We start from the raw sequence: 24,972 nt of genomic DNA on the forward strand, positions 1-24,972 counted from the left end.
GTGGACGGGCATGCGTTCAATTGCAGAACTAAAAAGAGGCTACGCAGCAAAACAATTTACTCCCTCTGAAATCGTCGAAGAATGCCTGCAGAAAATTCATAAAGCAGATGAGTCGCTTTGTTCCTTTATTACCGTCGCAGAAGAGGAAGCGCGTCAGCAGGCGCTGGCTGCAGAAACCCGCCTGAAAGCAGGCCGCAACAGGCCGCTGGAGGGAGTTCCCATCACCTACAAAGACATTATTAACACAAAAAACATCCGTACAACCAATGGAGCCTGGATCGACAGGCACCAGGTGCCGGCAGAAGATGCCGCGGTGGTGCACGATCTCCGTCAAAACGGGGCCATCACGCTGGGAAAAGCCAACCTGCATGAATACGCATTTGGCGTTACCTCGCGGAACCCTTTTTACGGAAACGTGAAAAACCCCTGGAACGAGCAGTATATGGCAGGCGGATCAAGCGGCGGATCGGCCGCCGCGGTGGCCGCAGGCTTCGGCTCTGGATCGATCGCAACCGATACGGCAGGCTCCATTCGAATGCCTGCCTCGTGCTGCGGGGTTACCGGGCTGAAACCAACCTACGGATCCATCCGCACGAACGGGGTTTTCCCGTTGTCGTGGTCTCTGGATCACGTCGGCCCAATTGGGGCTACGGTGGAGGATACGGCTCTTTTGTACGAGCATATGGGAGGAACAGCCGGATTATTTCCGGCCGGGGGGAAAATAAAAATAGGTGTTCCGACTGGTTTTTTTAATGAACGTGTTGATGAAGAGGTAAGCCGCACATATAAACAGGTTCTCCGTAACCTGGAAACAGAGAATATAGAATTAATCGAAGTGGACGTTGATTTTTTGAAAGAAGCGACGGCCGTTTCCAGAATGATAGCCGCTCCGGAAGTAACATACATTCATGAATACCGGGCCGATCTCAAAGACTACGGAGAGAACATTGCTCCTGTTTTTGAGAAAAGCCGGAGCTTCTCTGCGCTCGACTACGTAACGGCGCTGCAGACAAGAAACATAATGAAAGAAAAGCTCTCTCAGTTATTTAGAACGATTGATGTGCTGATTACGCCAACGCTTCCCGTCACTCCGCCTTTACTGCATGACCAGATACTTGCCGGCGGAGAAAGTATTGATGATGCGATGATCCGTTACACATGCCCATTCAGCTTGACCGGCCATCCGGCGCTTACGATGCCGGGAGGTCTTACTGAAAATAATATGCCAATAGGCATCCAGCTCATTTCCGGCTGGCTGCGGGAAGACATTCTTTTACAAACGGCGTTACTGTATGAAGCGCGTTTTCTGGATTCTTTTTACGAGGAAAGAAATCGACGCTGTACAGTGTAGGGATATTCCCTGCAGTCGGAATAGTACGAATGTTTAAAAAAATAGTTTATGAGGAGGAAACATGTTGAAAAAATCTTCAGCAGTATTTTTTACCGGCGCAGTCGTTTCTTCATTGGTCCTGAGTGCATGCGGCAATGATTCAAGTTCAGAGGATTTAGAAGGCGAAAGCATTACGGTCGCCCTGTCGGAAGGCGACATTGGCCAATTTAACGCCTGGCAGGCAAGAAGCGAGGAATTTACGGAAGAAACGGGCATCGAGGTGGAATTCACCGAAGTTCCGTACAACAACCTGCTGGACCGGATTACAACAGAAGGAATTTCAGGGCAGGGCACCTTTGACCTGGTCACGCATCTGGACGTTATGGGGCCTTCCAGCCGCCAGTTCTTCGAGCCGCTGGATGACTACGCCGCAGAAGATGATTACAATTTTGACCGTTTCCCGGAATCAACGCTTGATTTATCCACGTATGAAGGAGAAATATACAGCCTTCCGGTTAGAGCCAACGCCCAGCTGATGTTTTACCGCAAAGACGTGTTCGAAGATTTAGGCATTGATCCTCCGGAAACATGGGAAGAGCTCGAGCAGGCGGGAGAAACGATTACGGAAGAAACCGACATGGCCGGCATTGCGCCTTACTACCAAGCAGGAAACAACGGCCAGAATTTATACATGTGGACCTCTTATTTATGGAGTAACGGGGCGGATATTCTCGATGACGAAATGAAGCCTGTCTTTAATTCCGAAGAAGGCATCGAAGCCACCCAGCGCTATATCGACCTGCTGGTGGAAGACGAAATTGCGACGGCAGGCTCCGTTTCGTTTGGAGAGCAGGAAGCAAGAACAAACTTTAAACAGAGCAATTCCGCGATGTGGATCGGCTGGTGGTGGGTCTACTCAGACTTTAACTTCAGCGATTCCTCCGATGAAGAAGTTCTCGGAAATGTAGGATTCACGACGGTTCCCGGCTGGGAAGGCAAAGAAAGCGTGTCGAACATTTCCACGTTCCCGCTCGCTATGATGAAAGACTCCGAAAACAAGGAAGCCGCCTGGGAATTTATGAAGTGGCTGAGCGAACCTGAATTTGAAAAAGAAGTCGTGCTGGATGCCTTAAACGGCGATTCACCGTCCAATCAGTTTTCCACCGATATTTCACAGACCGCCAACCTGAATGACGAGGAGCTCAACGAAGCAGGAGACGACCTGTTTACGACCGGCGGAGAATCATTTGAAAACGCCCAGACGCTTCCTAAATTCGAAAACTGGCCGGAAGTGTCAGATATTATAAGCAATGCCATTTCCAACATGGCGACCGGTGAATCAGTGGAAGATAACCTTAACCAGGCAGCAGAAGACGTAGAGCAGCTGCTCGAAGAAGAGGGCTACTACGACGAATAAACACAGCATGCAACTACGTGAATAGTATAAAGGAGGTAAAGGGGTGACTAATAAATATTTCAAGTACCTGCTGCTCGCGCCGGCTTTTTTAATACTTGGAACCATCACGATATATCCGTTGATCCGCTCCTTCTGGATCAGCCTGCACGAATGGAATTTAACCGATTCCCTCGACATCGGAGAATTTGTCGGCATTGATAATTATCTGCAGGCCATGGGGGACAGTGGCTTTTGGAACAGCGTGACCGTCACGCTCGTGTTCACGTTGGCTACCGTATTTATTACGATAGCCAGTGCGATAGCCGTCGGAATTCTTTTGAGTAAGGAAAAGCCTTATATTTCCTTTCTCCGGGCTATCTTGATTATTCCGTTTGCTTTAAGTCCGGCACTTGTAGGATATTCCTGGAGATTTATGTTAAACCCGGACTACGGTTTATTTGATCGGATTATCGGGTTTCTCATCCCACCATTATCTGGTGTGGTTATGCTGGGGACACCTACGACGGCGCTTGCGGCACTGGTTTCCGTGGCCGTCTGGATCTGGCTGCCGTTTATCAGCCTGATGTTTATCAGCGGGCTGATGGGGCTTCCTAATGAAGTCTATGAAGCCGCTAAAATTGACGGTGCCTCTAATATGCAGATTTTGTTTAAAATAACCCTGCCTATGCTTCAGCCGATCATCCTCATTGCTTCTATCTTAATGACGATGTTTTCGTTAAAGCAGTTTGACCCCATCGTCACGATGACGAGCGGGGGACCCGGCAATTCGACAGAAGTGCTCAACTTCCTTATTTACAGCACCTCTTTCAGGTACTTTGATATGGGATATGGAGCAGCTCTTGGTTACATCTTAGCCATTATGACCATTGGTTTCGTGCTTATTTACATGAGGCGTCTGGTAAAAGGAGGCGAATGGAATTAATGAATAGTGTAACGGCAGCCCAAAAAGAAAAGCAGGCAGCAAAAGCGGTAAGTACAAGAAGAATAGCGGCCGAGGTCGTGGAAAAAGTCGGCGTTCTGCTTGTCGTGACCTTCTTATTTCTTCCGATTTTCTGGATTGCACTAACTGCGTTCAAGCCGGCGTCGGAAGTTTACTCGCTCAGCGTATTTTTTCAGCCGACGCTTGAAAACTTCAGCCGCATATTCAGCTCGGCCTATAATTTTGAGAACTTTTATTTTAACAGCTCCATTGTGGTGTTTTTTACGCTGCTTATTACGCTTCCGGTAAGCGTACTGGCAGCCTACAGCATTTCCCGTTTCCAGATGCGCGGCAAGCAGGTCTTTATGTTTGCGATCCTTGCTACGCAGTTTATCCCATTGATCGTCAACGTCATTCCTTTCTTTATTATGTTCCGCAACTGGGGCATTTTGGATACGACGCTTGCCTTAATTATCGTCAATCTCGGCCATACGATTCCCTACGCGATCTGGCTGATCAAAGGATTTATCGACAGCATCCCTAAGGATATAGAAGAAGCGGGCTTAATTGACGGGGCCGGACGAATGAAAGTAATCTGGCATATTCTTCTGCCGATGGCCCGCCCAGGTATTATTACGGCGACGGTATTCTGCTTCGTTATCACCTGGAATGAATACATGTTTGCCTTAATCCTCACCAACCAGGACGCGGTGACTCTGCCCGTAGCGCTGTCTTATTTTGTCGGCGAAAACGGGGTCATCTGGAACGAAATGGCAGCGGCCGGCATGATCTATGTGCTGCCGACAGTAGTCTTTATGCTTCTTGTCCGCAAACAGTTCGTTAAAGGAATGAGCGCGGGCGCAGTGAAATAATACAGAATGTCGGAAAGGAAGTCCCTATGGAATATATAAAAAAAGCCAACGATATCTCAATGGAAATAACAGAGGAAACCGAAAACACCGTAAAGCAGATCATTAAAGATGTGAAAAGCAGCGGAGATGAAGCGGTTCAGATGTATGAAAAAAAATTCAGCCAATCCTCCAGGCCGCTCAGGGTAACAGAAGAGGAAATGGAGGAAAGTATAGCTGCGCTTCCGGAGGAAACGAAAGTGCTGATCGAGCGCATTGTGGACCGGGTGACGAAATTTGCCGAAGCGCAGATGGAATGCCTGCTCCCGCTGGATAAGGACTTCGGTGACGGTATTCGCATGGGCCACCGCATTATTCCGGTCGAAAAAGTGGGCGCGTACGTGCCGGGCGGACGGTTTCCGCTGTTGTCTTCAGGACCGATGGTAACGGCACCGGCGAAAGTGGCCGGCGCGAAAAGAATTATTGCCTGCAGTCCGGCTAATTATAACGGCAGCATTCATCCGGCCGTCCTGTATGGACTGAAATGCTCCGGTGCCACCGACGTGTTTGCTATCGGCGGCGCCCAGGCAGTGGCGGCGATGGCGCTTGGCACAGAAACGGTACCGGAAGTGGATGTAATATCCGGGCCCGGCAACCGGTTTGTAGCAGAAGCCAAACGCCAGGTTTTTGGAAGAGTTGGGATTGACCTGATAGCAGGACCGAGTGAGATTCTCGTTTTCGCTGATGAGACGTCTAATCCTAAAGCATGTGCGGCAGACCTGCTCGCGCAGGCAGAACACGATCCTAATTCCAGAGCCATTCTCGTCTCCCTGTCCAAAGAGCAGGCGGAGGCTGTGATAGAAGAAGTCGAACAGCTGCTGGAGACATTTGCAGAAACATCTCCGGCCCATGAAGCCTGGAGCAGCGGGGGCGAAGTTCTTGTAGTGGACAGCCTTGAAGAAGGTATTAAATGCTGCAACGACTATGCGATTGAACACCTGCATGTTCATATTCCGCAGCATGAAACGTTTAAAGATCAGTTCAAACATTACGGATCTTTATTTTCAGGTGAAGAAAGCTCGGTGGTGTTTTCCGATAAAGTCTCCGGCACGAACCACACCCTTCCTACGCACCGCGGCGCCCGTTACACCGGAGGATTATGGGTCGGAAATTACGTGAAAGTCGCCACCCATCAAACGATAACAGGGAACGGAACGCAGTATTTGGCGGAACATGCCACCGCCCAGTCGGAAATTGAAGGGTTGGAAGGACACCGCTTGTCTGCCGAATGGCGGTTGAAAAACTGATGGGCATAAAAGGAGGGGGAGCATGGATCCTCTTGTTTTAATACCAGGATCATTGTGCACCGAAGAGCTGTGGGAGCATCAGGCTAAACATTTATCAGCAGGGCGGGAGGTTTATATTCCATCTATAGCTGAGCACGACAGTGTGACAAAAACAGCAGAGCATATTCTGAACAGTGTGCCCGGGACGTTTTCATTAGCCGGGTTGTCACTGGGCGGGATTATCGCGATGGAAATTATGAAACTGCAGCCGGAACGGGTAGACAGGCTCGCTCTGCTCGATACAAACCCGAATCCGCCCACCCCGGAGCAGATAAAGGGATGGAACAGCCAGCAGCAGGGCATACAGGACAGACAGTTTGACCGTATCGTGGAGGAACAGTTTATTCCGGCTGTGCTGTATGAAAAAGAAAAAAATGAACCGGCTCAGGAGATTACGAGGAAAATGGCAGCAGAAATCGGAGAAGATGGTTTTTTTCAGCAGCTCGAGGCAAACAAAGGAAGACCGGGATTTCTGGAGGATCTGCTGGATATTCAATGTCCTGTGCTGGTGATGGCCGGCCGCCAGGATGCGCTGTGCAACAATCAAATTCATCAGTTGATGGCCGCTCATATAACGGGAGCCAAACTGGTTTTTATCGAAGAGTGCGGCCATTTAAGCCCGATTGAGCAGCCGCAGGCCGTAACGGCTGCGATGGCCTGCTGGCTTCAGGAAGAGTGTACGATTGGAGGCCGCTATGTTTGCCAATAACGTTAAAGAAAAAATCCAGAACCAGGAATTGACCCAGGGGGCTATTACCAGCTTGTATTCCCCCGCTTTAGTGGAGATGCTTGGGTATGCGGGATACGAATTCATCGTGCTGGACGATGAACACGGAGCCTACAGCGGATCGGAGATGGAAGACATGATCCGCACCTCCCAGCTCGCCGGCATCGTTCCGATCGTAAGGGTGAGCTATGACGCTTCCAGCATCCAAAAAGCGCTGGACCGGGGGGCGTTCGGCATTCAGGTGCCGATGGTTAACACAGTGGAAGATGCCGAAAGAGCGGTCAGCCTGGCGAAATATCCTCCCCGCGGATCAAGAGGAACGGCATTTTCCATGCGTGCCGCCGGATTCGGCTTTTTAAACAACGGACAGTTTATGGATGACTCGGACGATAATATTTTAGTGACGGTGCAGATTGAAACGATGGAAGCCGTGAAACATTTCAAAGAAATCATGAGTGTGCCCGGCGTGGATATGGCCTTTCTCGGCCCAACAGATCTATCCGTTAATATGGGATACAAAAAGAATATCGGCGGACCGGAAGTTCAGGAAACGCTCGACAGCCTTTACCAGCAGGCGGAAGAAATGAACGTTCCCATTGGCACCATTGCGACCTCCCAGGCAGAAACAGAAGCCGTTGCCAAAAAAGGAGCCGTGTTTGTGTCGCTCGTGGTGACCACCTTAATCAAAAAAGCGCTGAACGACTCGCTGATACGATAATAGAAAATAGATTCAGCAAATAAAAAGCAGGCCAGGAAACAATTTGGTCTGCTTTTTTTGCTTGAAAAAAAGATAAATGTTAAAGAAAATATGGCTGTTTACCTTTCACTTTGGATATACACAAACAAAAAAAGCTGTGCTGAAACCTATTTCGGAGAGTTTATTTTTTGTGAAATTCATATGAATCACGAAAACAGTTCTCCTTTTAATAATGTATAAGGTATGCCATCATAGACATAAACGTATAGACGGAGAATGCTATGACAAATCCTCTTAATGATTTAAAAAATAATGTGTCCAATCTAACAAATGCTCAGCGCAGTATTGCTGACTATATACTTAAGAATTCCTCTGAAGCAGCTTTTTTAACGGTAAATCAGCTGGCTAAACGTGTGAACACAAGTACTACTACAATCATGAGGCTGACTTCCACTTTGGGATATTCAGGCTACAGTGAATTTCAGAAAGGTCTGCAGCAGCTGCTTAGAGATCGCACGGCTCCTCCTAACCGTCTGGAAGATAATTTGAAAAATGTAGGAAGTGATGATTTATGGGGAAAAACAATCGATCATCACCTCGATCATATTCACCAAGTAAGAAGTCAGCTCTCTAAGAGTCAGCTGGACGAAGTAGTCAACCAAATCCTTTCCTCCAATCAAATCTACTGCACGAGTGTGCGCAGCGGTCTCCCGGTAGGACAATACTTAACGCATGGGCTCAACCGAACGATGGGAAATTGTAAACTAGTACTGGCAGATACAGTGGACTGGGTAGATGAGGTTATTTCTATGCAGCCTGGAGATTTAATTATCGCAACGAGCTTCCCCCGCTATGCACGAAGAATTATAGATTTCATCAAAGCAGCCAAGCTCCGGGAAGTAAAAGTGGTGGCCATTACAGACAGTTATTCGGCACCGATTGTGGAATACGCCGATATCGTGCTTCCCTGTGATTCCGAAAGTCTTGCCTTTCATAATTCTCCTATCGCCGCCATGGTAGTCGTCGATTATCTGATCAACGCTACGGCTATGAGCCAATCAGCTAAAACGAAGCAACGATTAGACGAGGTGAACAACGTATTAACGAGTATGAATTACCATTACAAAGAAGCGGATGAAGAGTAAAAAGTATATCTTTTCTATAAAATATAAAGTTCCTAAGAGGCTGAAATCCTTTTAGGAACTTTTATTTTATTTTTTTGAAAGGGTTTACATTATAGGTTCGTGTTGTTATAGTAATAAATATTACTTTTAAATTAAATAAAGTAATAAATATTACTAAGGGTGATGACTATGGAAGAAGGCCTGCAAACGAAAGAAAATAAAATAATGACTAGAATGAAAAAAATCGGATCTTCCGTTTTTGCTGATGTAATGGAAATGAGCAATGTGATGCATTATGAGATGAAACCTGTTAATTTTTCAAAGCCTCTTGTTGGACGTGCAAGAACGGTAGACTTACCGCCGGGCGATAATTTGTTTTTACATCATGCTATTTACCAGGCAGAACCGGGGGAGGTACTTATCGTAGACGGAAAAGGATTTACCGGCGCCGCCTATTTAGGAGAACTAATGGCAGGGGCTGCAGAAGCACTTCATATTCAGGGGATTGTAATAGATGGTTTTGTTCGGGATCACCGCGAGCTTCGTGACAGTGCTATCCAGATATATGCAAAAGGTTTTGTCCCTTCCGGTCCAAGTAAAGAGGGACCGGGTTCGCTTGATAATGTAATTTCCTGCGCTGGAACTGTAGTTTTTCCTGGAGACTATGTGGTAGGGGATGAAGATGGAGTGGTGATCATTCCGCGGCAGAAAGTCGAAGAAATTCTGCAGAAGGCAGAGCAGAAGCTCCAGTATGAAACGAATCGCTTACAAATCATCAAGGAGTTTGTCAAAGAAGCGGATCAAAAGAATAAAAAATCACTTCAACCGGATTGGCTGGAAGCGAAAATAAAGAAATTCACTCATTAGGAGGAAACAACATGAATATTGGCTTTATTGGATTCGGCGAAGTCGGTTACGAAATGGCGAAAGGGTTTCGTGCTCAAAACGATAGGAATAAAGTATATGTTTACGATCACCTGCACGATAATCCCAAAACAATAGAAAGGGCGGAAACCATAGGGGCTGTTTTGTTCGACGCCCCCGAAAAAGTTGCCCAGCAGACATTGAGTGTATTATTTACAGCAGTTCCAGCCTCTTTTACAAAAGAAGCCTGGTCTTCGATAGAGTCTTATATAAATAAAGAAACTATCTATATCGATTTAACTACAGCGTCAGCGGAGGTAAAACAGCAAATAAGCGATAGTATGATAGAAAAAAATCAGTTTTTTGTAGATGGTGCAATTATGGGGCCATTAAAAGGAAACCAGCATAAAGTGCCGATCATGGTAAGTGGAAATGGGGCAGAAGCGTTTATTGAATGGGGCAGAAAAGTGGAAATGAACCTGGAATTTGTAAATAAAACCCCGGGAGATGCCACGAATATTAAATTTATTCGAAGTATTTTCACGAAAGGCCTGTCTACTCTTTTACATGAATTAATGGAAACAGCTTCTGCACTCGATTTAGAAGATACGATTCTACAATCTATTACACATACGATGGACAAAGAGCCATTTGAAAATATACTTAATAGATTAATCACCGGAAATGTGCAGCACTCCGAAAGACGAGTGAAAGAAATGGAAAATGTGGCTGATTTTATGCTTGAGAACAATGTAGAGCCTGTGATGACAAGAGCAACACGGGATAAATTGAAAGCTATCACGGAAAGTAATATTAGAGAGGCCTTTATGGAGAAAGAACCAAATGATTGGAAAGAAATGATACACACCATGAATCAAAAATAGAAAAGAAGGAGGGAGATCAATGGGCATTATTGCTTTAATTATATTTGTAAGCGTTTTAGTTATTTGGAGTATAGTATTAAAACGAAATTTGGGGGAAGCGGCACTGGTAGGGTTTTTGGCTATCGTTCCTCTGGGAGGATGGGACGCCCCGGCTTTATTTATACAGGGGATTACGTTTGCTTCCACTTTCTCTGTACTGTATGCTGCTATCGCTTTTGTATTTATGGCATATGTCATCGATAAGTTTGGGATCGTGGAGCGGCTCCTGGCTATTTTAAATTCCTTAGTAGGAAGACTGCCCGGCGCCCCTGCGATTATGGATGCGGTCGGTTCCTCCGTAATGGGCACCCTTTCCGGCGGCGATTCAGGTAATACTGCAGCAACCGGATCGATTACCGGTCCCTGGATGCTTCGAAATAAATGGAATAAAGAAATTGCAGCTTCTGTGATGGTAGGAAATGGAGGCATGGCTTCAGCGCTGCCGCCGACAACCTCCATGTTTATCATTTTAGGATTCGCCCCGGTTGCAGCAGCAATAACTACAGGAGAATTTTTCCTTGCTTTATTAATAGCCGGCGCTTACCAGTTTCTTCATCGGATGCTTCTAATCGGTTATTTTGTAAAAAAACAAAATATAAAAGCATTTCCGGCAGAGTCATTGGATCCGTTACGTACCTCCTTTAAGAATGGCTGGACTTCCATTCTGATCTATTTAGGAGCTATTATTCCATTGGTTTTAACTATTGGCCCGCTGGCCGGGTGGATAGAAGGCATCCCTTCTCTTGGAGAAGAAGCACTGGGCAGCATCGATATTGTGATATGGATCCCGACGCTGATGATAGCTATTTCATTTTTACTGGCTGGAAAGGCTGCTCCTAAATCAGCAGGAGAATTGGTTACGCTTATTCAGAGATCGATCCCGCGGTTTACTGTTATCGGCTCTCTAATATTCTTTGCGGTAGCTTCAAGTGAAGTATTAACCACCTTAGGATTATCTGATAATATAGCTCAGATCATGGGAGCGGTAAATGCACCGGGCTGGATTACCGTTCTTATAATAGGATTTGGCGTGACCGCCATTGCCGGTCCGTTAACCTCCACGGGTACTCTGACAGCTGTTGGATTAGTATCCTATGAAATTCTGGTATCTACTGGTTTTTCTCCATTAATCTCAGCAGTAGTGGTAATGACGTTTGCTTCCACTTCAGCGCAGATGCCTCCAGCTTCAGGATCCATTTATATTGCTTCAGGTATTGTAGGAGCCCGTCCGGAAAAAACGTTCGCTATATTAATCCTGTATTATGCTTTACCGGTTATTCTTATAGGCTGGCTTATTGCAATGGGCATTCTGCCAATTTAACAAGGAGGTATCAAGGGTATGCAAAAATTATTGGAGCGTCTTTTTACTATATGTTTAATACTATCGCTGTTGCTGGCGTTGATTATGGTAGTAACCCAGATTATAGGTCTGCTTATTGGAAACGGGAACCTGATGATTCAAAGCAGTGAAATGCTGACACAGCCAACGATCATATTAGCCGCATTGTTTTCAGGTATTGCTTTTATTTTAGGATACTTTCCAAGTTATCAGGAAACAAGAAAAGAATAATAAGAAAAAGACAAAAAATAGGTATTTTTATACAAAATCTTTACAGGGGGGTGCTTTCCGCAGGCCATGCCTCAGCTAAAGAGGAAAAACGCCTCTTTATCTTCTCCTATGGCTGTTCTGCAGGAGTCACCCCCCAGTTTCTTTTCTTCTTTTTTTCATAAGAAATTTTAAAAATATTTGATATCTTGTATGGATATACAAGACACAATACTTTCTCGATAATCTAAAAAAGAGCTGTCCCCTGCGGAACAGTTCTTTTCTTATTTAATTCTTCGCAGCGAGGTCCGTACGGATTCAATCAGCTGATGAAAGGCTTCTACTGCTTTAGCGGTATCCTTTTCCTGCAGGCCTTCGAGCAGGGAGCGGTGGTATGGATAGCTTTCATCGAAGATATCCTCTTTGCCGAAAGGCTCCTCCCAGAACTGGTTGAACTGGTCGGCAACGGATTCGATAATACTGTTTAAAAAATCATTGCCGGCAAGCTGGTAGATTTTCTGGTGAAAGGCCGCATCTGCTTTGTTGGCGGTTTTGCGGTCGTTATGTTTCAGCGCTTTTTCATAGTCATTTAAATAACCGGACAGAATGGTAATATCCTCCGGCTGGACGTTACGGATCGCTAACTTAATAGCCTGCTGTTCGAGAGCCTCCCGGACATCGAGCACTTCCAGCAGAAAATGCTGCTCGTTTTCGATATCAAAAGTGGTTTGAATATAGAAAGGGTTAATCTCCCGTACATAAGTGCCTTTCCCATTAATGATGGACACGATACCGCGGGATTCCAGTCCCTGAAGCGCTTCGCGCAGGGTGGATCGTCCTATCTGCAGACGTTCGGACAGCGCCGCCACGCTTGGCAGCCGCTCGCCTTCTTTTAATTCTTCAGATTTAATGTAGCCTAATATTTCTTCACCGGCCTGTTCGGATAAACGTTGTTTTTTCAATGCTTTCAAGCGGATGTGCTCCTTCCCGGGGACATGATCGTGTTTCTATTTTAGCACGCTTTTATTGGGGAACCTAGACAGAGGCTGTTTACCGCTCATAAAAAAGAAAAATAATTAGTTATTAGAAAATTTTGACCTATCATACAGGTTGATAGTATGATAGTATAAATAAAAAAGACAGCAGGTGATATTGTGAACTATTCAGATGAAGAAATTTGTATGGGAGCGCTTACAGAAGAAGGCAGTACATACGGTGAAGTCACGCCGCCCATTTACCAGAGCACAATCTTTACCAAAAGCTCCTTTGAAACATTTACTAAAGAACAAAGCGAAGAGGACCAGCATTTCGTTTACAGCCGCGGCACGAATCCTACGGTGCAGGTATTGGAAAAAAAACTTGCGATGCTTGAACGGGCAGAAGCCTGCAAATGCTTCGGGTCCGGGATGGGGGCGATCAGCGCTGTCTGGATGACGCTGCTGAAAGCCGGAGATCATGTTCTGTTTATGAATAATATTTACGGGCCGACCCTGCAGCTCGCGGCACACATGGAACGTTTCGGTATTGAATATACGGTATTTGATCACGAACAGGGGAGGGCTGTAGAAGAAGGGATAAAGGAAAACACCAGGCTTATTTATCTGGAAAGCCCGGGCACTATGAAAATGAAGGTAGTGGACATAAAGCATATTACAGACGCCGCAAAAAAGCGCGGTATTTATACCATGATGGACAATACGTGGGCCACACCTTTATTCCAAAAACCGATGACGCTTGGCGTCGATATTGTCATTCATTCGTTAACTAAATATATCGGAGGTCACAGCGATGTAGTGGGAGGAGCCGTGATCAGCAGCCATGCCTTAATTAAGCAGCTGTTTTTTTCAGGCTATCAGCTGTTTGGCTCTGTGCTGCAGGCAGACAGTGCTGCCATGATCATCCGGGGGCTGCGCACGCTTCCGCTTCGGATGAAGCAGCATCAGGACAACGCCCTGCAGGTGATTTCCTATTTGGAAAGCCGACCTGAAGTCAAAGCGGTTCATCATCCTGCAGCAGATAAACAGAACCGGGTGCTGATTGAACAGCAGCTTCAGGGATATGCCGGGCTGCTCAGTTTTGAATTAGAAGATGCCGGATTTGAGAAGGTTGCCGCGTTTATAAATCATTTAACGTTGTTTCGAATCGGCACGAGCTGGGGCGGCTATGAAAGCCTGGTTAACTCCCCTTTAAAAAAGGACAACCACGAGCAGCTCAAAGCCCAGGGGTTTGACCTGGGTATGATCAGGCTCTCCGTAGGACTCGAAGGCGCAGCCATGCAGATCAAAGACCTGGAAAAAGGATTTCAAGCTGTCACCGCATATTAAAAAAGGGGTGTTACGTTATGTCAGAGCAGCAGACTGTTTATAAAAAACCTAAACCAAGTGTAGGACTGGCCTTGATTCCCGTCCTGATAACGATCTTTATTTTTGTCGTAGGCATTGGCATTATGCAGTATCCGGCGGAGCTTATGCTCATCTTTGCCGGCGTGGTGTTTACTATTTTCGCAGGATTCTACCGAGTAAGCTGGGAACGGATTTTAGAGGAAATGGGAGAAAAAATCAAAAGGGCGCTGCCTGCTATTCTCATTTTGTTCAGTATTGGAATTATTATCGGATCCTGGATGATTGCCGGCACTATTCCATTAATGGTGTATTATGGTCTTAACATTATTGACCCGGCGTACTTATTTATTCTCGCTTTTCTCGTAACGGCGATCGTCTCCACATTTACCGGTACGAGCTGGGGCTCTGCCGGAACGATCGGGGTCGCATTAATAAGCATTGCGCAGACGATGGACGTCTCACTTGCGATCACTGCAGGTGCAGTCGTATCGGGCGCTTATTTTGGAGACAAGCTGTCGCCTTTATCAGACACGACCAACATGAGTGCGATTGCGGCGGGAGCCAACCTGTACGAACACATACAGCATATGCTGTATACGGCTGTTCCGTCTTCAATACTGGCCGTCATTATTTTCTGGATCGCGGGCACGTCGATTGATACGTCATCCGAGCAGCTCGGGGCAGTAACCGAGATGACTGCTGCGCTGGAAAGCCTGTTTTCCTTAAATGTTATTCTGCTGCTGCCGGCTTTGATCGTATTAATTGGTTCTATTATGAAAAAGCCGCCTTTAATTGTACTGTTTGCGTCTTCGATTACGGCGCTGCTTCTTGCCATGATTTTTCAGGGAGCCGCACTTGCGGATGTATTTGCCGCCGTTGTATCCGGCTTCACGGTAGACATGCTGCCGCAGAATATAGAAATTACAGAAGACATAGAATCGCTGTTAACCCGCGGAGGGCTCTACTCGATGTATAACGCCACCTTCTTTGTATTCTGCGCCTTCTTTTTTGCATCCGCTATGGAAGCGTCCCAGGTGCTTCACGTCCTGCTGGAAGGAATTATCAGCCGCCTGAAATCAACGGGAAGTTTAATTTTCACAACTCTGCTTTCCGGTTTTGTCATTATTAATGGAACGTCGAACGCGCTTGTTACCTACTTTTTAATCAAGGACATTTATGGGGAGTCGTTTAAAAAGCATAAGCTTCATCCAGTGAATCTGTCGAGAAGCATGGAAGACTCTGTCACGATCACGGAAGCACTGCTGCCATGGACTGTCTCCGGCGTATTTATCGCCACGACGCTTGGAGTCGGCAACTTTGAATTTCTGCCATGGGCCGTATTTAACTGGGGAGGTTTTGTCTTCTCCGCTCTGCTGGCTTTTCTTGCTCCCTATACAAACTATTTCGGCATTCGCAGACTAAAGGACGAATAACGAATAGTTAACCGGCGGCCTGTCCAGGCTGCCGGTTTTCCTTTTTCTGTAATTGACAAACAGCCACAATCAAAATACACTTAGTTTAGTAAAGAAACGAAGTTTTGAAGAAAGTAAATTGTAAGCGAATACAAAAAATCCTGGAGGGAAAATAATGAAGATAGTAGTAACGGGAGGGAACGGCCTGGTCGGCCGGACCGTCATCAAAGAGCTTCTTGACTATGGCTATGACGTATTAAATTGTGATCTGCGTCTGCCGGAGAAACCCCTTTGTCATACGATGATTGCTGATTTAAAAAATCTCGGCGAAGTATATGGGGTGCTGGAGGGCGCAGATGCGGTCATCCATCTGGCTGCAATTCCAAGAGCCTATGATTTTCCAAACGAAGTGACGTTTCAAAATAATGTCATGTCCACGTATAATATTTTGGAGGCAGCCGCAGGACTTGGCATAAAGAAAGTCGTTCTTGCTTCAAGTGAATCATCCTACGGCATCTGTTTCGCGAAGGATCCTTTGGAGCCTGAATATGTTCCCATTGATGAAAAGCATCCCCAGCTTCCGGAAGACAGCTACGGCCTGTCGAAAATCGTAAATGAAAAAACCGCTGAAGCGATGAACAGGCGTACTGGGATGCAGGTGGTATCTTTCCGCCTCGGTAACGTGATATCACCGGAAATGTACGAAAATTTCCCGTCTTTTATCCATGATCCTTCCCAGCGTGACCGGATTTTATGGAGCTATATTGATACAAGAGACATCGCATCTGCATGCATTCTGGCTGTTGAAAAAGATGGACTGGGCGCCGTGGCTCTCAACCTGGCAGCCGATGATACGAGCATGAACGTGGAAAGCCGGGAACTGATGAGAATAAGATACCCGGACGTACCGATTAAAGACAGTGTAAAAGGCTATGATTCACTGCTTGATAACACTCAGGCGAAAGAACAGCTGGGGTGGAAACCAAAGCACGAATGGCGCAGCTATGTGTCTTACGAACAGCAGCCAATTAACGAATAACCAAAAACAGCTTTTCTCCTTGAGAGGAAAGCTGTTTTTCTCTGGTCAAAAAAATAGTACAGAAAACTTAGTTCAAGTATTGAATAAACTAAGTTTTCTGTATATACTTAACAGGAATAGGTAAGCGTTTACATATTTGATGCCTATGTCCACGCTTGAAAGGAGAGGAGGACTGAGCAAAAGCATTATATTCCAATATAAAAAAGGGGTTATGATATGCGAAAAGGATTACGTACACCACTTTTATCAGGACTGGCTTTAGCTTTATTGGCACCAGTGGGCGCTCAGGGCGTTGACGCTCAGGAAGAAACGAAAGGAGCACTTGAAGTAGCTCCCATGGACGAAAGATATGAAGATTCATTTAAAATTGGTGCAGCGGTTGAACCTTATCAGCTGGAAGGCATTCACGGAGATATTCTAAAGCATCATTACAACAGCCTCGTTGCTGAAAATGTGATGAAGCCGGAAGCCATTCAGCCGGTCGAGGGTGAGTTTAACTGGGAAGAAGCAGATAAAATCGCAGCGTTTGCCAACGAAAATGATATGGAGCTTCGTTTCCACACGCTTATCTGGCACAGTCAGACGCCTGCATGGTTTTTCGAAGATGAAGAAGGAAATCCAATGGTAGAGGAGACGGATCCGGAACGGCAGGAAGCCAACAAAGAGCTTCTGCTCGAACGGCTTGACTCGCATATTAAAGCAGTAATGGAACGCTACAAAGATGACGTGGACGCATGGGATGTTGTAAACGAAGCCATTGCGGACGAAGCTTCGAATGAAGAAGGGCTGCGGGAATCCGAATGGTACCAGGTAACTGGAACTGACTATATTAAAGAAGCATTTGAAGCCGCCAGAAAATACGGCGGGGAAGATGCGAAGCTCTTTATTAATGATTACAATACGGAAATAGAGCCGAAACGAGACCATTTGTATAATCTCGTAGAAGAAATGGTGGACGAAGGCGTTCCTATTGATGGTGTCGGTCACCAATCCCATATTCAGCTGGATTGGCCTTCGATTGAAGAATCCAGGGAGTCCTTTGAGATGTTTGCCGGACTGGGGCTGGAAAATCAGGTAACCGAACTGGATGTCAGTCTGTACGGCTATCCGCCGGAGCCGGCTTACCCAACATACGAAGAAATTCCGGACAGCCTGTTTGAAACACAGGCCGAGCGCTATGATCAGCTGTTCGCTCTGTATGAAGAACAGGATGCAGACCTAAGCAGCGTAACCTTCTGGGGCATAGCCGATGATCACACATGGCTTAATGACCGGGCAGAAGAATTTAACGATGGTATCGGAAAAGACGCCCCGTTTGCGTTTGATACGGAGTACAATGTTAAACCTGCCTACTGGAGCATGATGGATGACGAAGTGCCGACCGAAGAAGAAATGGAAGAAGGGGTTACGGTAGAAGGCGGCCAGCTGCCGGATACGGCCACCAATAATCCTCTGTTCGCCCTTATGGGAATGGGAGCAGCCACTCTGTTTGGTGCTCTGCTGTTTATTAGAAAACGCAGATCAGCCTAAAAAAGAGAGTTCTAAAAAACGAAACGTTATATTCACCAGACGCATGCTTTCGGGAGACCGGGACGGCGTCTGGTTTTGTATTTTTTCGTTTAAAATAAAACCTCGTATTCCTATGAAAAAGGAATACGAGGTTATTTGTTTTATCTTATTGTGCCCGTTTAACTACTTCTCTGACAGAACTTGATTTCTTTAAAATCGTTTCCAATTCTTCCAGCGATTTTCCTTTGGTTTCCGGAATAAGCTTCCATACAAAGACGGCAGAAAGAATACTCATGACACCGTAGAAGCCATAGGTCATACCGCCGCTTACTTCCATCATCATTGGATAAGTGGAGGAGATAAAGTAGTTGGCGGCCCATTGGGCAGCGACAGCAATCGCCAGCGCCTGTCCTCGTATTTTATTTGGAAATATTTCAGACAGAAGCACCCAGACGACCGGGCCCCACGACATCATAAAGGAAGCCGTGTAAATAATAATGAAAACAAGCGTAGCGATACCTATCTGCTCAAAGAAAGCGAGACCGGCCACGCCGAACATACCGATTGTCATACCTATGGAGCCGATAATCAAAAGCGGCTTCCGGCCGAATTTATCAACCGTTACAATCGCAATGATAGTAAAGATAACGTTTACGAGTCCCATCACAATGGTCTGGAATAAGGAAGCATCACGGGCGGCTCCCATGCTTTCAAAAATCCGCGGCGCGTAGTATAACGCGACGTTAATACCGACAAACTGCTGAAAGACAGAAAGCAGAATACCAATAACGATAATCATTTTTCCATAGGCAAACAGCTTTTCTTTCCGCTGGTCAAAGGACTGTTTGATTTCAAACATAGTCGCTTTAGCCATTGTCGTGCTGTATGTTTTCAAAAGAACGTTCATCGCTTTATCTTCCTGATTGCGGGATACCAGGTAACGCGGGCTCTCCGGCACTGTAAAAAGCAGAAGCAGGAACAAGAGGGCGGGAATGGCTTCGGAAGCAAACATGTATCTCCAGCCGATTTCGTTCACCCAAGCCATCGTTTCCCCGCGGGCAATGCCCCAGTTAACGAAATAAACAACAAGCATTCCGAAGATGATAGCGAACTGGTTAAGGGAAACAAGTCTTCCCCGCAGATGAGGAGGCGCAATCTCACCAATGTACATCGGTGCGACGGCAGATGCCAGGCCGACCCCGATGCCGCCGATAATACGGTACACATTAAATGTAATCAAGAGGGCAGTAGTCGGCTCTCCCGCTGTGAAGAACAAAAATTCCGGATAGGCAGATCCCAGCGCAGAGAATAAAAACAGCAGTGCTGCCAGAATCAGCGTGTATTTCCGTCCCATCCGCGAGGCGAAGTAGCCGGATAAAAGCCCGCCGATAATACAGCCGATCAGCGCGCTGGAAACTGTAAGCCCGTGAACAAGGGGGCTCAGACCGAGGTTGTCGGCAAAATAAGTCTGCAGGGAGCCTTCCGCTCCGGAAATCACAGCCGTATCATATCCAAACAGCAGGCCTCCAAGCGTGGCAACCAGCGTAATCATTACAATATACGTCGTTTTATTTTTCATAAGTATATAAAGAGAACGAATTCTCTTTTCCAGCCTCCTTCCAATTTGTAAACGCTTTAATTATTGTATCAGCCAATCGATTGTTTGTATAGTCATTAAACAATGTATTTTTCAAAAAATTATGAGCGTTGAACACTATAAATTACCGCAAACTATGAATACCCAATAAACAAAGGTGATATAATAAAGTAAGCGTTACCGAAGTGTGAAATAGGTAAAATATTCACCAACGAACAATGGAAAGGAAGATCATATGTTTAAAGAAACGCTTGTCTCCGATAGTAAAAAAACGGCGGTTAAAGAGCTGGAGCTGGCAAATGAAAATGGCGCCGTCCTGCGGGTATTGAATTATGGAGCCAGAATCACAAGCTGGTGTCCGGCAGGAAGTCCGGAAAAGAGTATGGTTCTTGGTTATAAGGATGTTAATGATTACCTGGAAGATGATCATTTTTTAGGGGCTGTAGTAGGCAGAACGGCAGGAAGAGTGCAGTTCGGGGAAATGAAGCTTGGAAACACTTCGTATGACCTGAACCAAAATGAAGACGAGCATCAGCTGCACGGCGGAGCAGGCGGATTCAGCCAGGTAATGTGGGAGTATGCGTATAAAGAGACGCCCCAGTCTCTCGAACTTCATCTGACCTATTTGTCCGAGGATGGAGAGATGGGTTATCCAGGAAACCTTTCTGTGCGCGTGACCTACGCGCTCGATAAACATAGTGATGCCGTCACCTTCTCGGTTCGAGCCGTTTCTGATAAAGACACATGGTGCAGCCTGGCTAATCATGCCTACTTCAACATGGGGGAAGGGGAGAACTCCCACATTCTCGATTACGATCTGAAAGCGCCGGCAGCTTCGGTGTTGGAATTGGATGATGCCCTAATCCCGACTGGAGAACTGATAGACGTGTCCGGAACGCTGTTTGATATCACACAGGCTAAACCGCTCCGTGACATGATCGGATCGCCCGATGAGCAGATTATCTTTGCCAGCCAGGGAGTGGATCATTTCTTTATTCTGGATCCGGCTCAGGTGAAAAAAATAGAACTGACAGATCCGGGCAGCGGACGGCGCCTGAAAATAGAAACAACAGAGCCGGGAGCGGTGATCTACACCTCCCAGAAGTTGGAAAGTTCTTCACCGCTCCGCGACGGAGAGGCTTCCCCATACCGGGGCATCTGTATTGAGACCCAGCGGCTGCCTGATGCTTTCGCGTCAAAAGGACGGGGCTGTCTGCTGAAAGCAGGAGACATTTACTCAGCGGATACAGTCTACACGCTGGAGAAACTGTCTTAATAAAATCCTGGAAATATGAACGGAAAGCGCCGCCTGATAAAGTTTTATAAAAATAGGTAAACAAAAAAACCGGAAGCCTCTGCTCCCGGTTTTTTCTGTGTTATCCTTTGACGGCGCTTGAAGAAATACCTTCAACCACTTTGTTGCTGAAAAAGAAGAAGGCGATCATAACCGGCAGCACGCTGATGATGAGTGTTGCGCCAATGGCGCCCCAGTCGGTCATGTACTGGCCGATGAAGTTCTGGATACCGACCGTAAGTGTTTTATACTGATCGGAGCTGATAAATGTATTAACGAATACAAATTCATTCCAGTTGTAAATCATGTTAATAATAACGGTCGTTGACATAATCGGTGTCGTAATCGGCAGGATGATCCGGAAAAACAACCGGTGGATCGAACAGCCGTCAATAATGGCCGCTTCCTCGATTTCACGGGGAAGGGTGTAGTAAAAGCCAAGCAGGATCATCATCGTAATCGGCAGATTATAGGCCGTATACGTAATAACGATAGACATCGGGTTATCAATCAGGTTGACGCTGAGAAACATGCTGAAAAGTGGAATCAGCGCAGAGTGAATCGGAATCATCAGGCCGACCATAAACAGGCCGAGAACGAGTTTATTAAGTTTCCAGTTCATACGGGTGATCGCAAACGTTGCCATGCTGGCAAACAAAACGGTAAGCACGATCGCGAGTCCTGTAATCCATACACTGTTAAAGAAATAAAGGCCGATGCCTCCTTCCCATACAGTTAAGTAGTTGCCGAACTGGGGATCGGAAGGAAGCGCAAAAGGCGAACCGGAGAAAATCTCCGCGTTATCTTTTAAAGAGAAAAGAAACAGCCAGATCAAAGGAAAAATTTGAAAGAGGGCTACGAAAGCTAGACATAAATAGAGTAAGGCGTACCCAAGCCATTGACGCATAGGGAAAGCTCCTTTCTAGTACTGAATTTCTTCTTTATTTGCGGTAAGTTTACGAACAATAACGGTAACGACAAGCGTAATGATGAGAAGTAGAAATCCGATAGCACTGCCGTAGCCGAAGTTGTTCGTGCTGAAGGCGAGTGTATACATATAAGAAGCCATTACTTCACTGGCACCGTTCGGTCCGCCGCCTGTCATAATGTAAATCAGGTCAAAGTATTTCAATGAACCGACCACAGCAAGAACGATGGTAACCTTCACAACTCCCATAATAAGTGGAAGCTTGATGCGCAGCGCGATCTGAAGGGGCGTCGCTCCGTCTATTCTGGCGGCTTCAATCAAGGATTCCGGTATATTCTTCAGTGCAGCATAATAGATTAATATGTAAAAACCAGCATACTGCCACAAAATTGGAATAAAGATAGCAAACAGAACAATAGAAGGATCAGCCAGCCAGTTCGGCGGATCGGCGACTCCAAACCAGCCGAGAATGGTGTTAAGCATTCCGTTCGACGGATTGTAGACTTTGATCCAAAGCTGCGCAATGGCAACAGAAGACAAGAGCATAGGAATGAGGTAAATTTTTCTTAATAGGTCAGCGCCTTTAATTTTGGAGGCGAGAATTAAGGAAACCGCCAGATAAAGAGCCAGACTCAATGTAGAAAACAAAGCGAGCAGAAACGAATGATAAGCACTCTGCCAGAAAGAAGAATCCTGAATGGCATTAATGTAGTTTTCCAGACCGATAAAGGTCATCGGGCCGATTCCGTTCCAGTCCATAAGACCGTAATAGCCGATTAAAATAAGCGGAACAAAAATCAGAATAGCAATTAATAGAAAAGCGGGAAGCACGTACATAGCAATAATCCATTTGTTCGACATGACTTTATTCATTGATTTCAACTCCATCTTTTAAAATAAACAATCCTAAACGCTGCGGCTGCTTGAAAAGTATAATGCAAACGTTAGGCAGAGTCGAGATAGCGTTTACATTATTGTTTGAGAATACCAAAAAAATTTATCTTTGTCTAGTGGATAAACTAATGATTTAAAAATGAAGGACATTTCAAATGATTGAAATGTCCCGTTTAAAACGAAAGCATAAAGCAGTATTATTCTTCTTCAGATAGGGCTTGTTCATGAAGCTCGGCGAACTCTTCCGGCGTTATTTCGTTGCCGAATAGGCTCTGGATAGCGTTTAAGTGCTGATCAGCTACATCCGGGCTCATTTGTACATCTGCAAATAGTGTAATATTTTCAGCCGTGTTCAAGTCATCAAGCACTTCGTTATACATGTCCGGAAGATCTACTTCTTCTGTATCAACTGTAGTAGCAGGAATAACGCCGGCATCCTGAACGGCTGTGTCGCCCCACTGCTCGGTAAAGTACTTGACGAAGTCTTTAGACTCTTCTTTTACATCGGAATTCTCAGAAACGAAGAGGCCTACGCCAGGACCGCCGACAAAGCTGTTTTCATTGCCTTCGCCGTCAACTGTCGGGAAGCTGAAGTAGTCTACAGAATCTCTGAATTCCTGTGGTACATCTTCATTTGTTGTGTAGTTAGGCAGATCCCATGTAGCAATAAGATACATAGCGGACTGCTCGTTCATAAACATGCTTTTTGCTTCTTCATCAGCAAGTCCGTTGAAGCCTTCGGAGAATGCCCCCATGTCTACCATTTCCTGTGTCTTGGCTGCGGCTTCAATAAGAGCCGGGTCTTCAAACGAACCAGAGCGGTCAATTGCGTTTGTCAGCGTGTCAGATCCACCGATTCTGTCGGCAAAATACATGTACCATAAAGAGCCGGTCCAGCGGTCACGGTTTCCAAGAGCAATTGGGTTCACATCATTTTCGTTGAGTGTGTTAATTACTTCTTCCATTTCTTCATAAGTCGTAGGCTCTTCCAATCCGTATTCATCAAAGATAGCTTTGTTGTAGAAAACGGTTGCAACATTCAGTTCCAACGGAAGACCGTACGTGTTTCCATCTGCTTCATAGGCTTCTACTGTACTGGCTACGAATTCATCACGGAGGCCGTCTTCATCGAGCACATCATCAAGGGGAGCAAACATCTCACCGTCAATATAAGGCTCCATAAAGCCTGCCGGCCATGTCATTCCCACGTCTGGTAGTTCGCCGGAAGTAGCAAGCACCTGCAGTTTGTCTTTATACTGCTCGTTGCTTAAAACTTCAAGTTCTACATTAACATCAGGGTTCTGTTCTTCATACTCAGCAATAATATCTTCTACAATTCTGTTATGGTCAGCAGAGCTTCCTTCAGGCCAAAGGTGCATAAAATCTATTGTCTTAGTCTCTCCGTCGCCGGAAGCTTCATCCCCGCCTCCTCCGCATCCGGTAATAATGGCTGTAGCAGCAAGAGCGGACGTTAAATATGTAACCGCTTTCAGTTTCTTCATTTGAATCCCCCTTTTCTTTAATAAACTTATAGTATCAGGACTTTGTTTATTTGTCCAGTGGATAAACTAAGTTGTTAAAATTTTTTTTTGTTTCTATTTATGAGGCATTGGTACGTCCGACTTTCTGCAGCATATGAAAGCAGATCCACATCGTAATAAACGCAAATACGCTGGCACCAAAAATAAATAACAGCGCCGGAAGCAGGCTCATGAGAAAGAAGGCAGCTGCGAGCATAAGTGCCATGGCTGCCGTATGCAGCGGGTTTACAAGTAATAGAAGAAACGCATGATGCATGACCTTCCGGGTCGTTACATCAAAATGAACAAAAGCCGGAAACACGTAGCAGATAAACAAAATAAATAATAATACAAAAGCAAACAGTGGAATATGGATCCACGTCAAAGCAGGGCTCGCCTGGATGTACTGCAGGTTAAGCAGGACGAGAAGGCCGAGTGCTGTAATAAAAAGGCCGAGCTTATTGCTCTTTATAAAATCCCTTTTATAGAAATGGAAGAAAGAAGCGGCGACCGGAGCATCGGTGTTGCCTTTCAGCCAGTCCCGTACGACCGCATACAATGCAGTGGTAGCAGGGTAAAGCCCCAGAATAATCCCTCCTGCAAGAGTAAATAGAATCCAGAGTACATTAATATAAGCAAACTTTGTAATCCATTCAAGTGCTGAATAAATGAATCCGCTGAACGTATTCATTTTGA

The 24,972-nt window shown here is 45.9% G+C and carries 23 protein-coding genes; 17 read left to right on the forward strand and 6 right to left on the reverse strand.

All coding sequences use genetic code 11. The features are described 5' to 3' along the window. Positions 1–10 precede the first annotated feature (10 nt). From ATL39_RS02755 to ATL39_RS02810, 12 genes are all read left to right on the forward strand, one after another. Positions 11–1,351, forward strand: a complete 1,341-nt coding sequence (locus ATL39_RS02755; RefSeq protein ID WP_120191756.1) for an amidase — start codon at positions 11–13, stop codon at positions 1,349–1,351. A gap of 61 nt (positions 1,352–1,412) precedes the next feature. Continuing rightward, positions 1,413–2,747, forward strand: a complete 1,335-nt coding sequence (locus tag ATL39_RS02760) for an ABC transporter substrate-binding protein (RefSeq protein ID WP_120191757.1) — start codon at positions 1,413–1,415, stop codon at positions 2,745–2,747. A gap of 43 nt (positions 2,748–2,790) precedes the next feature. Beyond that, positions 2,791–3,669, forward strand: a complete 879-nt coding sequence (locus ATL39_RS02765; protein ID WP_120191758.1) for a carbohydrate ABC transporter permease — start codon at positions 2,791–2,793, stop codon at positions 3,667–3,669. Next, positions 3,669–4,538: a carbohydrate ABC transporter permease gene (locus tag ATL39_RS02770; RefSeq protein ID WP_120192003.1), complete on the forward strand. Its 870-nt coding sequence runs from the start codon at positions 3,669–3,671 to the stop codon at positions 4,536–4,538. Before ATL39_RS02765 ends, ATL39_RS02770 begins: the two co-directional genes overlap by 1 nt. Positions 4,539–4,564: 26 nt before the next feature. Then, a complete protein-coding gene (gene hisD, locus ATL39_RS02775; RefSeq protein ID WP_120191759.1) occupies positions 4,565–5,821 on the forward strand; it encodes a histidinol dehydrogenase in 1,257 nt (418 codons plus the stop codon). Positions 5,822–5,843: 22 nt separating this feature from the next. Beyond that, a complete protein-coding gene (locus ATL39_RS02780) occupies positions 5,844–6,569 on the forward strand; it encodes an alpha/beta fold hydrolase (protein ID WP_120191760.1) in 726 nt (241 codons plus the stop codon). Then, entirely contained in the window at positions 6,556–7,305 is a 750-nt protein-coding gene (locus ATL39_RS02785) for an HpcH/HpaI aldolase family protein (protein ID WP_120191761.1), read from the forward strand. The genes ATL39_RS02780 and ATL39_RS02785 overlap by 14 nt, the downstream gene beginning before the upstream one ends. Positions 7,306–7,565: 260 nt before the next feature. Then, on the forward strand, positions 7,566–8,429 hold the full coding sequence (locus ATL39_RS02790) for a MurR/RpiR family transcriptional regulator (RefSeq protein ID WP_120191762.1): 864 nt from the start codon (positions 7,566–7,568) through the stop codon (positions 8,427–8,429). A gap of 168 nt (positions 8,430–8,597) precedes the next feature. Beyond that, complete coding sequence (locus tag ATL39_RS02795) at positions 8,598–9,275, forward strand: RraA family protein (RefSeq protein ID WP_120191763.1); 678 nt, start codon at positions 8,598–8,600, stop codon at positions 9,273–9,275. An 11-nt stretch (positions 9,276–9,286) separates the two neighbouring features. Continuing rightward, the gene (locus ATL39_RS02800) at positions 9,287–10,156 is read left to right on the forward strand and encodes a DUF1932 domain-containing protein (RefSeq protein WP_120191764.1); all 870 of its coding nucleotides are present in this window, start codon (positions 9,287–9,289) and stop codon (positions 10,154–10,156) included. A 19-nt stretch (positions 10,157–10,175) separates the two neighbouring features. After that, a complete protein-coding gene (locus ATL39_RS02805) occupies positions 10,176–11,516 on the forward strand; it encodes a TRAP transporter large permease subunit (RefSeq protein ID WP_120191765.1) in 1,341 nt (446 codons plus the stop codon). Positions 11,517–11,534: 18 nt separating this feature from the next. Further along, positions 11,535–11,765 carry a hypothetical protein gene (locus ATL39_RS02810; RefSeq protein WP_120191766.1) on the forward strand — a complete coding sequence of 77 codons (231 nt, stop codon included), beginning with the start codon at positions 11,535–11,537 and terminating at the stop codon, positions 11,763–11,765. Positions 11,766–12,025: 260 nt separating this feature from the next. On the opposite strand, the gene ATL39_RS02815 is transcribed toward ATL39_RS02810, so the two are convergent. Continuing rightward, the gene (locus tag ATL39_RS02815) at positions 12,026–12,712 is read right to left on the reverse strand and encodes a FadR/GntR family transcriptional regulator (protein ID WP_120191767.1); all 687 of its coding nucleotides are present in this window, start codon (positions 12,710–12,712) and stop codon (positions 12,026–12,028) included. Between the two features lie 183 nt (positions 12,713–12,895). On the opposite strand from ATL39_RS02815, the gene ATL39_RS02820 reads away from it, so the two are divergent. The 4 genes from ATL39_RS02820 (at position 12,896) to ATL39_RS02835 (ending at position 18,064) form a co-directional block, all read left to right on the forward strand. Then, positions 12,896–14,065 (forward strand): trans-sulfuration enzyme family protein, encoded by a 1,170-nt coding sequence (locus tag ATL39_RS02820; protein WP_211326961.1) that lies wholly within the window; start codon positions 12,896–12,898, stop codon positions 14,063–14,065. Positions 14,066–14,082: 17 nt separating this feature from the next. Further along, positions 14,083–15,516: a Na+/H+ antiporter NhaC gene (nhaC, locus tag ATL39_RS02825; protein ID WP_120191768.1), complete on the forward strand. Its 1,434-nt coding sequence runs from the start codon at positions 14,083–14,085 to the stop codon at positions 15,514–15,516. Between the two features lie 151 nt (positions 15,517–15,667). Beyond that, positions 15,668–16,534 carry an NAD-dependent epimerase/dehydratase family protein gene (locus tag ATL39_RS02830; RefSeq protein ID WP_120191769.1) on the forward strand — a complete coding sequence of 289 codons (867 nt, stop codon included), beginning with the start codon at positions 15,668–15,670 and terminating at the stop codon, positions 16,532–16,534. 216 nt (positions 16,535–16,750) lie between these two features. Continuing rightward, positions 16,751–18,064, forward strand: a complete 1,314-nt coding sequence (locus ATL39_RS02835; protein WP_120191770.1) for an endo-1,4-beta-xylanase — start codon at positions 16,751–16,753, stop codon at positions 18,062–18,064. A gap of 145 nt (positions 18,065–18,209) precedes the next feature. Here ATL39_RS02835 and xylE read toward each other — a convergent pair whose 3' ends face one another. Continuing rightward, complete coding sequence (gene xylE / locus ATL39_RS02840) at positions 18,210–19,595, reverse strand: D-xylose transporter XylE (RefSeq protein ID WP_245960897.1); 1,386 nt, start codon at positions 19,593–19,595, stop codon at positions 18,210–18,212. A gap of 280 nt (positions 19,596–19,875) precedes the next feature. Between xylE and ATL39_RS02845 the strand changes: the two genes are divergently transcribed. Then, positions 19,876–20,916 carry an aldose epimerase family protein gene (locus ATL39_RS02845; protein ID WP_120191772.1) on the forward strand — a complete coding sequence of 347 codons (1,041 nt, stop codon included), beginning with the start codon at positions 19,876–19,878 and terminating at the stop codon, positions 20,914–20,916. A gap of 100 nt (positions 20,917–21,016) precedes the next feature. Here ATL39_RS02845 and ATL39_RS02850 read toward each other — a convergent pair whose 3' ends face one another. The 4 genes from ATL39_RS02850 to ATL39_RS02865 form a co-directional block, all read right to left on the reverse strand. Beyond that, a complete protein-coding gene (locus ATL39_RS02850) occupies positions 21,017–21,841 on the reverse strand; it encodes a carbohydrate ABC transporter permease (RefSeq protein ID WP_120191773.1) in 825 nt (274 codons plus the stop codon). A gap of 15 nt (positions 21,842–21,856) precedes the next feature. Then, a complete protein-coding gene (locus tag ATL39_RS02855; protein ID WP_120191774.1) occupies positions 21,857–22,735 on the reverse strand; it encodes a carbohydrate ABC transporter permease in 879 nt (292 codons plus the stop codon). A gap of 218 nt (positions 22,736–22,953) precedes the next feature. Further along, positions 22,954–24,258 carry an extracellular solute-binding protein gene (locus ATL39_RS02860; protein ID WP_120191775.1) on the reverse strand — a complete coding sequence of 435 codons (1,305 nt, stop codon included), beginning with the start codon at positions 24,256–24,258 and terminating at the stop codon, positions 22,954–22,956. A 97-nt stretch (positions 24,259–24,355) separates the two neighbouring features. Beyond that, on the reverse strand, positions 24,356–24,967 hold the full coding sequence (locus ATL39_RS02865; RefSeq protein WP_120191776.1) for a YesL family protein: 612 nt from the start codon (positions 24,965–24,967) through the stop codon (positions 24,356–24,358). Between the last annotated feature and the right edge of the window lie 5 nt (positions 24,968–24,972).

The organism is Sinobaca qinghaiensis (assembly GCF_003610495.1).
Taxonomy (GTDB): domain Bacteria; phylum Bacillota; class Bacilli; order Bacillales; family Marinococcaceae; genus Sinobaca; species Sinobaca qinghaiensis.